Genomic DNA, 12,554 nt, shown 5'->3' on the forward strand with positions numbered 1-12,554 from the left:
TGCTGCAATGCGCAAGCTTATACATCTGTGTTATGGCGTTTTAAAACATCAGACTGCCTATCAAAGAGATTATTTATTGGTCGAATAATCTCAAAACCTGATTGACTACCAAGACGGTATCTCAGGTTCACCAGTACTGTAGTCGTGATTTTAGAGCGCTGTTACTGACAAATGATTGTACTCAGAGTATGTCTAGACGTGGAAACTGTTGGGATAATGCAGTGACTGAAAGCTTCTTTCATACATTAAAAGGTCATGTGGTACATGGCAGTGTATTTTCGACTCGAAAAGAAGCGAATGCTGTCTTGTTTGACTATATTGAAATTTATTACAATCGGATCAGAAGACATTCTGCAAACGGCTGGTTAAGTCCAGAAGCCTTTGAACAGAAATATATTAAAAGTTTAGAGGGGCTGGTTGTCCACGATACTGTCTAGGATCACTTACTTAACACAATAACCGTGAGATAAAATCCTCGTTAATGAGAGAGAAGAGAATAGCTCTTATCACTCTCTACGCTCTCAGTTAGCATATTAAAACCTTGCACTATGCTCACATCTCCCATGTTCTATCCCCTCCCCAAAAAAATCCAGCTCACAGCTTCCCAAGCCAAATGGCAACTCTTTTCATCTGAATCGGTTTTAGTTCTTGTTGGCTTACAAAACTTGCGTATGCTCGAAGGCATTCAAGATAGCCCATTAATGCAAAACCTGATTCAAATTAGCAACAAAGCCAGAGCCCTCGATATTCCCATTGTCGATCTCTATGGCGATGATGTCCTGCAAGGCATGCAGCAGTTGGGTGAATACGCTTCAACCCATCCACAACTGATTTTTGCCGGACAGATCACTCCGATGCTAAAACAGATTTTACCGCATCTGTATAGCGTGACCGAACAGCTCTGTGTGGTCGACGATGCGATTTTATTGGTGAATCAGGAACAGCATATTCAGTGGATTGAAAATATTTCGGCACAGGGGATACATCACTTAAATACCTATAGCCTGACTCGCTTATGGGATTTAAGTGCGCCGTCAGAATATGTATTGTCGACCAAAGGCATTATGTTGGCTGTCGCAGAACAGCTGGATATGGATGCCTTGGAAATTGATCCTTATGTCGACCTAAAAAATTATGGTCTGGATTCGGTAGCGATGGTGAGTCTGGTCGGTTTATGGCGTGCCAATGGTGCCAATATTCGCTATGAAGATATGCAGTCCAAACCCACACTTCACGGATTGCTGCAGATTTTAACGGACTAAATTTGCCATTTTCAGAAAATTGACATTTTTATTCAGCAAAATCGGAAAAAACGTCTGCAATTTGCGCAAATTGCATTGTAATTGTGGTGCAAGGTTTTTATCATTGCCGCCTTATTTTCGCGATCAGCCTGGAAGTGTACTTTGAGTAATTTTCTAACCGAACACCTGATTTATCGAGATGAAGATTTTATGCTCATCCATAAACCGGCCGGCTTACTCACAGTACCAGGAAAAACAGCAGATTTACAAGACTGCCTGATCAACCGTTTAGTGGCTATTGAGCCTAAAACCCTGTTAATTCATCGTCTGGATCGTGACACCTCAGGTATTTTGGTGTTTGGTCTTAGCCGCTTGGGGCAAAACAAGATTTCACGCCAGTTTCAGGAACGCCAGACCGATAAGCATTATCAGGCTGTGGTGGCCGGGCATCTATACGGCGAAGGCACCATTGATGTGCCGGTGGTCTATGATCCGACCCGTCCGCCATTGCATATAGCTGATCCTTCCCATACTAAACCGGCGCTTACCCACTGGCAGGCGCTGGAACAGTTTGAAATAAATGGACAGGCGGTTACGCGGGTCAAACTTATTCCAATTACCGGCCGTTCGCATCAGCTGCGGGTGCATATGCAATATCTGGGTCATCCAATTATTGGCGATACCTTATATGCCACGCCAGAGCAGCAACAGCTGTCTCCACGCCTGTGTTTGCATGCGGCGTATTTAAGTTTTCAACATCCTCAAACGGGAGAAACACTGGAGTTTAATTGCCCGGTGCCGTTTTAAGGGAAACATATCCTCATGAATTTAAGCTCACTTTTTGGTGGGCTTTATGTCAAAATATATTGCTTTACGATGTCAAATTTTGCTCAAATGGCAAGCAGTCCTTGAGTGATAACGCGACAGTCCTAACTTCTAGAAAAAGGTGGAAAAATTGCAGCAGTTTGCTATTGGTCAACGTTGGTTGTCAGATACAGAAACAGAACTGGGCTTAGGCGTTCTTATTGATGTAGATGAACGTTCAATCAGCATTTTATTCCCCAAGAGTGACGAAACCCGTGTCTATGCACGTAACAATGCACCTTTGTCCCGTATCGTGTTTAATGCGGGCGATGAAGTACAGGACCAGGAAGGCCTGAAATGGACGGTTCAGAGTCTGGAAGATCGCGGTGGCGTGGTGCGTTATAACGTGGTACGTCAGCTGGAAGATGGTTCAGAAGAACAGAAATCGCTGAATGAAACCCGAATTGGCGCGCAAATCCAGCTGTCTAAACCCTTAGACCGTTTACTGGCCAGCCAGATTGACTATAAAGAATGGTACGACCTGCGTATTGAAGCGCTGTTGATGCAGGCCAATATGCACAGCAGTCCGCTGCGTGGCCTGATTGGTTCACGCGTTGGCCTGATTCCGCATCAACTCTATATTGCCCACGAAGTCGGTAAGCGTTTTGCACCGCGTGTATTACTGGCCGATGAAGTGGGTTTGGGTAAAACCATTGAAGCCGGTCTGATTATCCATCAGCAGCTCAAAACCGGCCGTTCTGAACGTATTTTAATTTTGGTGCCAGATTCACTGCAATATCAGTGGATGATTGAAATGCGCCGCCGTTTCAACCTGCAGTTCTCTTTATTTGATCTGACCCGTACAGCGTCAATTAAAGAACACGACCCGGATTTAAACCCGTTTCTGACCGAGCAATGCATTATTGCCTCCATTGACCTGATGATTGACCACGAAGATCTGCGTGAGCAGGCACTTGAAGCTGGTTTTGACTTACTCGTGGTCGATGAAGCGCATCACCTGATGTGGTCAGAAGAAGAAGGCGGCAATGACCGTTATGATCTGGTCGAAGAATTCGCTGAACAAACGGCGGGTGTGCTGCTCTTAACTGCAACCCCGGAACAGTTGGGTGTTGAAAGTCACTTTGCCCGTTTACGCCTGCTCGATCCGCAGCGTTTTAGTTCGTTGGACCGTTTCCTGGATGAAGAAGCGCAGTATCAGCAAACAGCCAAAATTGCTGAAGTACTGATGTCCGACATGCCACTGGAAGAAGGTCATCTGGCTGCTTTGGAAGGCTTGCTCGGTCATCGTATTGAAGACCATCCGGAACAGCGTTTTCGCGCCATTCATGAACTGTTAGACCGTCATGGTACCGGCCGTATTTTATTCCGTAACACCCGTGAAGCGATTCAGGGCTTCCCGGGCCGTGACTGTCAGCCAGCACCACTGCCAGCCCCAGACCACTGGGCCAAAGAGGGCAAGTTGCGTGAACAGATGTGGCCAGAAGAAGGCCAGCTTGATGGTGCGTGGATGGAAACCGATCCGCGTGTAATGTGGCTGATGGAAAAGCTGCGCAGCGATTTAAAACACAAAAAAGTGCTACTGATTGCACGTAGTGGTCCGGTGGTGGAAGCGCTAGAAAATGCACTGCGTTTACACGCCGGTATTCGTACTGCGATGTTCCATGAAGGTATGAGCCTGCTGGAACGTGACCAGGCGGCGGCGTATTTCGCAGAAGATTCCTATGGTGCGCAAATCCTGCTCTGTTCGGAAATTGGTTCAGAAGGGCGTAACTTCCAGTTTGCATCGGATTTAATTTTATTTGATTTACCGGCGAACCCGGACGTACTGGAACAGCGAATTGGCCGTCTAGACCGGATTGGTCAGGAAAATCGGATTCAAATTCATGTGCCGTATTTACTCGGTACGGCGCAAGAACGCATGTTCCGCTGGTATAACGAAGCGTTGAATATTTTCAGCAATATTTCCCCAACGGCGCAGACTTTGCAGGAAAACTTCATTGTTGAATTAAAAGACTGCTTACTGGCAGATCAAGGCCAGCAGTTTGAAGAATTGCTGGAAGCGGTTAGCGTACAGCGCGAAGCTTTGGAAGCTGAATTGCAGGAAGGCCGTGACCGCCTGCTGGAATACAACTCTTGCCGTCCGGTGGTGGCACAGGAAATTGTCCAGGCGCTGGAAGATTATGATGACAACACTACCTTGCCAATGTTCATGAAGCGCTTTATGGCTTCAACCAACATCGACTTTGATGAACAAAGCAATGGCACAGTCATCATCAAGCCAACAGACCAGATGCAGGTGCAAGGTCTGACTTTAGATGAAGAGGGCATGACTGCGACTTTCTATCGTGATCAGGCTCAAATCCGCGAAGATGCACAATATCTGACTTTGGAACATCCATTTACCGAAAGCGTGATGGAAATGATCAATACCCAAAGCTTTGGTAGTACCAATGTGGCGGTGTTAAAGTCAGCTGCATTACCGCAAGGTTCGGTGCTGCTGGAAGTGTGGTTCAAGGTTGATGTGATTGCACCAAAAGCATTGAACCTGCCATCAAGCTTGCCGCAGCAATTGATTCGTGTATTGCTGAGTGAAAAAGGTCAGGATCTGTCGCAAAAAATTGCCCCTGAAATCTTAAAACCGTATTTACATCATTTAGATGGCAATAGCTGCCGTCAGGTGGTAAAAGCACGCCGTGAAGTGATTGAGCAGCGTTATGCACAGGCGCTGGACATTGCCAAAACTGCCTTGCCGGGCTTAAAAGAGCAGGCCAAAGAAATGTATGGCGCGAAATGGCAATATGAAATTGACCGTCTAACGTATCTGAAGCAATTTAACCCAAGCATCCGTGAAGATGAAATCAGCCGTTTGCAGAAATTGCAAAAAGAAGGTTTAAGCCTGCTTGACGGTATTGCGGTTACCCCGGAAGCAATTCAGGTGATGGTGGTGGTTAAACCATAACAGTCGTAATTTTTAGAAAAGCACCTTCTGAACTGCACCCCGAAAGTTGGACACTTTTAGTCTAATTTGAAGGGTGCTTTTTTAATACTGATTTGCCGGACATGAACAGCCCGGCGATCAGTGCACTAGAGTCCGGTAAAATGTTCATGCTAAGATGAGCCAAATTTTTAAAAGATATAACAACGATGGGTAAAGCATTAGTCACTTTAGGCTCTAAAACTTCACATGGCGGTGTGGTTGCTGAATGTGAAAGTTCATTTGTTATTAATGGCATTGCCGTGCATTTAAATGGCATGAAGCATTATTGTCCAAAATGTAAAACCACTGTAGCTGCCATTGCGGCCGATCCAACCACCCAGGTCAAAGGGCGTGGCGTGGTGATTGTTGGTGATAAAACCACCTGCGGTGCAACTTTCTTGCCTAGCCAGAATCTGGTGGTGTCGGCTAAATAAATATATTGGTCAGGCGTAGAGTGTTGAACCAGCCTGGCTAATCTTGAGAATCGCAGCAAAAATTAAAATTACCTCCTGCAAAATGGATTATCTGCTTCAAATACCTTTATGACCAAAACTGTTGTTTATTTTGCCCATGCCAATGGCATCGCCAGTCCTTGCTATCAGACCTTTTTTGATTATTTTGATGCCGATATTGAGCTGAAATATATTCCGGTCATTGGCCTGAATCCGGACTATCCGGTTGAGCCAAAATGGGAAAAACTGGTGGCGCAGGTCATTGCCGATATCGAGTTACAAACACCAAAACAGGCGGTGGTCGGTTTGGGGCATTCTTTTGGCGCGCTGGTGTTGCTGATGGCATCTTATCAACGGCCAGATTTATTTAGCCAGCTGATTTTAATGGACCCGCCTTTTGTGATTGGTAAAACAGCGCCGATATTCGAGTTATTGCAAAAGCTGGGTTCAAAACAGATTGACCGTTTAACCCCGGCCGGGCTGAGTCTGAAACGTAAAGACGCCTGGTCTAGCCGTGAGCAGGCTTATCAGCAGTTACGTGGCAATGCCTTGTTTAAACAGTTTGATGAGCGCTGTTTTCAGGATTTTATCCGGCATGGTCTTAGAGAAGATGAGGCCGGCATCAGCTTACAGATTCCAAAACAGGTCGAGGCAGATATTTTTAGAACTGTACCAAGCTGGTGGTGGCGTTGGCCGCGTAAAGCCCCAAATTTACCGGTGCATTTAATCACGGCAGAGCAGAGTGCTTTTTATAAGCAAGGTTTCCCGCAGGGACTAAAAAAGATATATGGCATTGAGTTTAGTGTTGTAGCGGGTGGGCATATGTTCCCGCTGGAATCTCCTGAGCAGAGCGCACGCGATGTGCAGCAGCGGATTCGATCAACACTTTAAATAAGCAGTTTAAAATCCAGTTAACGGATTTGTGCTTCATCTAAATGGCGTGCGCCTTCGAGCAGCATCCGGATCATGATCATGGTTTGCTCGGCAATGATTTTACGTTCATTGGCGGGCATATCAATCACTTTGGCACCCATATTAAACACCAGCTGGGTAATGGCTGAAGAAACAATCTCCGGATGGGACAGTTTGCTGTTATTCAAACGCTCCAGACGAATCAGGTCATCTTTTAGTTCCTGCTGGAAATAGTTCAGCTGACGTTCCACTGCCTGCTTATAAGACGTCGATCCGGTATAGCCTTCACGCAACAGCAGACTTAAATTACCTTCATCAGCATCTAGCTGTTCAATAAAGACTTCAACCGAGGTGCGGATAATGCTGTTCTGTTTGGATGCTTTTAAACGTGCCTGATTCAGAATCTGACGCAGCACATGGCCGGCCCGGTCAATCAGGGCAATGGCCAGCTCATCAATATCTTTAAAGTGACGATAAAAACTATTCGGTGCAATACCGGCTTCGCGCGCGACTTCACGCAGGCTTAAAGAGGCAATACTTTTTTGGGGCCCGATCAGATTCAGCGCAGCCTGAAACAGCTCTTCCTTGGTAATGGTCGCTTTCCTGCCGACCGTACGCACCGTCATGGGTTCATGGATGTTGGGAACATCTTGGGCAAGAACATCATTACTTATTTTCATGGCAGGCTGAGTCATAGGGTCCAGAGCTGAAAGGCTTTTCAGTAGTATAGCCGTTGTGTGTGAACTTGTGAAATGAATAGAAACAATACAAGCGTATATACAAATATATATACATGTGTATAATAATTGAGAATTCATCGCGTGGTGTAGGCTATGCACGTTATCGAAAAGTCGAAATCTCCCCTCAAATCTCTTGCGAGTGCGATTGTTGATCCGTACTCGGCAAACTTCTGGTTACAAAAAATCAATCCGTTGTGGTCTGTGAATCAGGCATTGGGCAAGATTGTGCAAAAGCAGCAGACCGCGCAGGACACGGTCAGCCTGATGGTGCAGTTCAATCAGAAATTCCAGCTTGGACAGGCGGGCCAACATCACCCGGTCTTTGTCACCATTGAAGGAATTCGCTATGAGCGTACCTACAGCCTGACGCAACTGGATAGTCAGCATGTGCTGTTAACCGTTAAAAAAGTCGATCAGGGTAAAGTCAGCAGCTGGTTGGTCAATCAGGCCAATGTGGGCGATATTCTGGAATTTGGCCAGCCTTATGGCGATATGCTGTTGCCTGAAGCGACGCAGCCACTCATTTTGCTGGCTGCCGGTAGTGGTATTACTCCAATGTATAGCCTGGTTGATGCTTTGGCCAAATCGGGTCAATTAAAGCAGACCCCGGTCAAGCTGATGTACTGGGTAAAAACCTTTGCCGATGTTGCTTTTAAAACTCAGTTTGGACAATGGGCGACACAATATCCACACTTTAGCTTTGACGTGTTTTATACCCAGGCAGGGGAAACACCAGCACAGCGTCTGAATGAAAGCCATCTGCAAACCTTTGAGCAGATTGAACAGAGCGCAGTCTATGCCTGTGGTCCATCGGGTTTTGCTGCACGGGTAGAAGAACTGTTTGCGCATGCACAGCAATTAAAAACTGAAGCCTTTAGCATGAGCCCAATGCTCAATGAAGAAGCTGGTTTTGTGCAGGTGACCTTAAGCCAATCGAATAAAACCGTGACCATTCCCAAAGGCCAATCTATTTTGACCAGCCTGGAGCAGCAGAATATTCAACCGAAGCATGGCTGCCGTATGGGAATTTGTAATAAATGTGCCTGCAACAAAGTCGAAGGCTCGACCAAAAATCTGGTGAATGGTGCGCAAAACACCGAACCGGGTAATTTGCTCAAGCTTTGCGTGAATTCGGCACAAACAGACTTAGTTATTGATTTATAAGCGGGTACACTCACTATGAATATGCCAGTCAAATTTGAATATTTTAAAAATCCTAAAAACCGCGAATTAACCCAATTAGAACTGGATGAATTGGCGCGTGAATTAGACGCCATCAAGCAGGAAGTGCTGGATGATTTAGGCGAAAAAGATGCCAAATACATCCGCCGTGTATACTCAACCATCCGTTATGCTTCTATTGCGGGTCGTGCCTGCCTGTTTGCTGGCTGGTTCCCGCCAGCCTGGATTTTGGGTACTGGTCTGCTCGGCTTTGCCAAAATCATGGAAAATATGGAACTTGGCCATAACGTCATGCACGGTCAATATGACTGGATGAACGATCCAAAATTCAACGGTCAGACCTATGAGTGGGATATTGTCGGTACCTCTGAAAACTGGCGTCAAACCCACAACTACAAGCATCATACCTATACCAATATTAAAGGTATGGATGATGATATCGGTTATGGTCTGGTACGTCTGTTCCCAGAACAACGCTGGAAACCGGGTCATCTGCTACAACCGATTTACAGTATTCCATTCTGTTTACTGTTCCAGTGGGGTGTGGCGATTCAAAACCTGGAACTCGGTAAAGTGTGGATGGGCCGTAAAACCAAGGCTGAGCTGAAAGAAGAGTGGAAACCTTTACAGCGCAAAATCTCTAAACAGCTGTTTAAAGACTATGTGTTCTTCCCGCTGATTGCTGGTCCTGCTGCGTTACCGGTATTCACTGGCAACCTGGTGGCCAACGGGATTCGTAACATCTGGACCTTCAGTATTATTTTCTGTGGTCACTTCACCAAAGATGTTGAGGTATTCCCAAAATCAGTACTGAAAAATGAAAGCCGTGGCCACTGGTATATGCGCCAGATTCGCGGTTCTTCTAACCTGACTGGTTCAGAAGCGTTCCATATTCTGACTGGCCATTTAAGCCATCAGATTGAACACCATTTATATCCGGATGTACCGGCACGCCGTTACCGTCAGATGGCGCCAAAAGTACAGGCAGTATGTGAAAAATATGGTTTGCACTACAACAATGCCAGCCTGTTTAAACAATATGGCAGTGTACTGAAACGGATTGCCAAGTATGCGTTTCCGTTTAAAAAATAAGTATAAAATGTGTTAAGACAAAAAGGCAATTTTTATAGGAAATTGCCTCAGATTGCTGACAAAGGTCTCACACATATGTGCAATGCTGTTCACTTAAGAGGAGCAGCATTGCGATCTACCGGATAACGGGTTTTTGACATGTTAACTGTTCGAGGTGTTGTTGGCCTCGAACGTCTTTCTAAAAACAGACTGTCTATTCCTGATCTTAGCTCAGATAGCCGTCTGCCAGTTCCTGATAAAGCATTGGTGCCATCACAATTAGCTGAACGGCTATATGTTGGCAGGCGGGCTTGAAACGGATATCTGAAGGTGAACGATCAAAGGCTTTACGATAGATTTTAGGTACAGGCTTATTCATTTAAGAATTATATTGCAGAATAAGCCTTTAGCAGAGGTTTATGCAACAAAGCCATTTCATGGGGTTAGTATAAGCAATTTTTTACTTTCGTAAGGCTTTGTTGCACAAAGATTTGAAATGCAAAGCGCCCCTAATTGAGCCAAATTTAAGGCGTAACTTGGGTAAGTGGTCGACCTAATTCCGTAAATCTGTTGAGGACTGCTACACGTGCATGAACCTCATTGACTTGGCTATCAAAGCTCCTTGCACTGAGTTTATCTCCTAATAATTTGATGCAGTGCATTTTAGTCTCAACCAAACTTCGGCGATGATAGCCTGACCATTTTTTCCATAGTGTCCTACCTAAACGTTTAACTGTTCGAAGTAATTCATTTCGCTCTAGCGAGCTGCTCTTTGTATCTTTCCATGGTTTCGCATTTTTTCTAGGTGGAATCACCGCATGCGCTTGCCGATCTGCAATGGCCTGACGGCATTGCTTGGTGTCATAAGCTCCATCGGTATAAACAGAGTCAATCTGCTCATCTTGTGGAATCTGATCAAGTAAATCACCTAGTACCTGTGAATCACTGATATTATTGGTTGTGAGCTGAATAGCACGTATTTGACGAGTTTCAGCATCTATAGCAATATGTAGCTTACGCCATTGGCGACGATATTCAGGTCCATGTTTCTTGCGTTTCCATTCGCCCTCACCTAGAAACTTCAAGCCTGTAGAGTCCATGAGTAGATGCAGCCCATCGCTACTTTTTTGGTAGCTGATAGCAATATCAATATACTTTTGTCTTCTACAAAGCGTACTGTAATCTGGCGCTGTCCAATTTAATCCGCAAAGTTTAATCAGACTTTGCACAAAGCCAGTGACCATACGTAAAGATAGACGGAATAAGGATTTAATCATTAAGCAGCATTGGATGGCTGCGTCGGAGTAGGTTTGATTTCGCCCTTGTTTGCCTTTTGATGGAGCATACCATTGCGTAGCAGGATCAAACCAAAGGGCAATATTTCCGCGACTCATGAGTGCTCGGTTATATGCGGGCCAATTGGTTGTGCGGTAGATTTTGTGTGTAGGCTTCTTCATTTGAAAATTATATCGCTGAAAAAGCCTTTACAGATAGGTTTGTGCAACAAAGCCCTTTCGTAAGAGATCTAGTATTTAAAATGCACATTTAATTTGATATAAAGATATAAAATGCGCACTGTATCACAATAATAATCTTTCAGTAGATTCATGGAAAGACGTTTGTGTGGAAAATGTGCTTGAAATAGTTCCTTAAATTGTTTTAAGTCCACAAGGGGTAGTTATGTTGAAATTGTCACTTTTAGCTGTTGTAGCTTCATTGGGGGTGGTGGCTTGCACATCAAGCTCATATACGAAGCCATCAGATTTACGTTTTCAGAAAAAAACGCAAGAAAATAATCAACCTATTGTATTAAAGCGAGATGAGAAGCTGTGTGGTGGTGATACAGCAGAACAGCAAAACTGCCCGATTGAATTTTATATCGACAGTATTAAAGCTGGAAATTTTTATATAAATAATTCGGCTCAATATGCATTGAAACCAGAAACATATAATTTCAAAGTAAAAAATTGTACAGAAGAATCATGCCAAAGTTGTGATGTTGACTTAAGCGTAGGAAAGCTAACAAGCAATGAATTTGTACTCTCTGTCAATACAGACGGTAAACCTTTTATTTCTAATAATGGTCAGCCTTTAAGTTGTGAGGTGAAGCATCAGGTTGCTGCTCAGGAACAGATAATACGAGTGGATTTAGCAGCAGATACTTTATTTAAATTTGATGGTTCTTCTTTAAATGATTTATTACCAAAAGGTCGTCAAGAAGTCCTTGAAGTTGCATCGCAAATTCGCAATAACTTTGTTTCTGTAAGTCAGATTAAGTTAGTCGGTCATACAGATCGTTTGGGAAGTGATAGTTATAACAATCAATTGGGGCAAAACCGTGCAGATACGGTGCGTAACCTATTGATTCAAAATGGTGTTGCAGGGAATGTGATTTCGACAGCAAGTGCAGGCAAACGTCAACCAGTGACCAATGGTTGTTTTGATGTAAAACAGCGAGAAGCATTACATGCATGTTTGCAGCCAGATCGCCGAGTAACAGTTGAAGTTACAGGCTTATCTAAGTAATTAACATTTAAATCTAAGAATTATTTGATTTATATATTGGGTGTGTGATGAGTAATTTTATAGTTATTGAAAAAGACTCTCTAAATAAAGTCAGCGTCAATGCTGAACGTATTGTTTTGTCTGAATCAAGTATTGTTCATACAAAAATGAATCGCGATGATGTCGCCGAATTCATTCGTGATGGGAATAATTTAATCTTAAAGCTAAAAAATGGAGAAGTTGTTGTTATTGAAAACTTCTTTGTTGTAGATGCTGAAGGGGTGACATCAGATTTAGTCTTTGAAGAAGATGGTTGTGTTCTTTATTGGTTTGATGGCCTTTCTGGTTTTAAAGAAATTTCAGGATTAGAAGCATTATTGCCAGCAGTTGAGGGTAGTAAACTTGTTGGGTTGTTACCTTGGTTGGTGGGCGCAGCTGTCGTTGGTGGTGCAGCGGCGATTATTGATCATAATAATGACGATGATAAAAAAACGAGCGACTCTGACACAACTGCGCCAGCCGCACCGACAGATGTTGATTTCTCTGACGATGGTTCAACCATCACAGGTAAAGGCGAGCCAGGTGCTAACGTTGTCGTTAAAGACGAAGACGGTAACATCATTGGTGAAGGCACTGTTGATGAAGACGG

General features: G+C 44.3%; 11 protein-coding genes and 2 pseudogenes. 10 read left to right on the top strand and 3 right to left on the bottom strand.

Features of this window, described 5'->3' with window-relative positions:
- Positions 1-122: 122 nt before the first annotated feature.
- The 6 genes and pseudogenes from FTU50_RS12615 to FTU50_RS12640 form a co-directional block, all read left to right on the top strand.
- Positions 123-437, top strand: a pseudogene (locus tag FTU50_RS12615) (IS3 family transposase); the annotation flags it as partial.
- 126 nt (positions 438-563) lie between these two features.
- A complete protein-coding gene (locus FTU50_RS12620) occupies positions 564-1,262 on the top strand; it encodes a phosphopantetheine-binding protein (protein ID WP_180054632.1) in 699 nt (232 codons plus the stop codon).
- Between the two features lie 141 nt (positions 1,263-1,403).
- On the top strand, positions 1,404-2,048 hold the full coding sequence (locus tag FTU50_RS12625) for an RluA family pseudouridine synthase (protein WP_180046818.1): 645 nt from the start codon (positions 1,404-1,406) through the stop codon (positions 2,046-2,048).
- A gap of 139 nt (positions 2,049-2,187) precedes the next feature.
- Positions 2,188-5,025: an RNA polymerase-associated protein RapA gene (rapA, locus tag FTU50_RS12630; RefSeq protein ID WP_075166923.1), complete on the top strand. Its 2,838-nt coding sequence runs from the start codon at positions 2,188-2,190 to the stop codon at positions 5,023-5,025.
- 185 nt (positions 5,026-5,210) lie between these two features.
- Entirely contained in the window at positions 5,211-5,477 is a 267-nt protein-coding gene (locus tag FTU50_RS12635; protein WP_005178913.1) for a PAAR domain-containing protein, read from the top strand.
- A gap of 108 nt (positions 5,478-5,585) precedes the next feature.
- Positions 5,586-6,386, top strand: a complete 801-nt coding sequence (locus tag FTU50_RS12640; protein WP_016659144.1) for an alpha/beta fold hydrolase — start codon at positions 5,586-5,588, stop codon at positions 6,384-6,386.
- Between the two features lie 20 nt (positions 6,387-6,406).
- Here FTU50_RS12640 and fabR read toward each other — a convergent pair whose 3' ends face one another.
- Positions 6,407-7,033, bottom strand: a complete 627-nt coding sequence (fabR, locus tag FTU50_RS12645) for an HTH-type transcriptional repressor FabR (protein ID WP_228151050.1) — start codon at positions 7,031-7,033, stop codon at positions 6,407-6,409.
- A gap of 207 nt (positions 7,034-7,240) precedes the next feature.
- Between fabR and FTU50_RS12650 the strand changes: the two genes are divergently transcribed.
- A complete protein-coding gene (locus FTU50_RS12650) occupies positions 7,241-8,311 on the top strand; it encodes a ferredoxin reductase (RefSeq protein ID WP_180069786.1) in 1,071 nt (356 codons plus the stop codon).
- A gap of 15 nt (positions 8,312-8,326) precedes the next feature.
- Positions 8,327-9,421, top strand: coding sequence for an acyl-CoA desaturase (locus FTU50_RS12655; RefSeq protein ID WP_075166920.1), 1,095 nt, complete (start codon positions 8,327-8,329; stop codon positions 9,419-9,421).
- Positions 9,422-9,510: 89 nt separating this feature from the next.
- Here FTU50_RS12655 and FTU50_RS12660 read toward each other — a convergent pair.
- Positions 9,511-9,746 (bottom strand): annotated as a pseudogene (locus FTU50_RS12660) (IS4 family transposase); the annotation flags it as partial.
- A gap of 178 nt (positions 9,747-9,924) precedes the next feature.
- Positions 9,925-10,857, bottom strand: coding sequence for an IS5 family transposase (locus FTU50_RS12665; RefSeq protein WP_180069788.1), 933 nt, complete (start codon positions 10,855-10,857; stop codon positions 9,925-9,927).
- 223 nt (positions 10,858-11,080) lie between these two features.
- Here FTU50_RS12665 and FTU50_RS12670 point away from each other — a divergent pair, with 223 nt between their 5' ends.
- Positions 11,081-11,926, top strand: a complete 846-nt coding sequence (locus tag FTU50_RS12670; RefSeq protein WP_180069791.1) for an OmpA family protein — start codon at positions 11,081-11,083, stop codon at positions 11,924-11,926.
- Positions 11,927-11,973: 47 nt separating this feature from the next.
- Positions 11,974-12,554: BapA prefix-like domain-containing protein (locus FTU50_RS12675; RefSeq protein ID WP_180069794.1), on the top strand; the 581-nt coding region annotated here is incomplete at its 3' end.

This window comes from Acinetobacter sp. YH12112 (assembly GCF_013418945.1).
Lineage (GTDB): Bacteria > Pseudomonadota > Gammaproteobacteria > Pseudomonadales > Moraxellaceae > Acinetobacter > Acinetobacter indicus.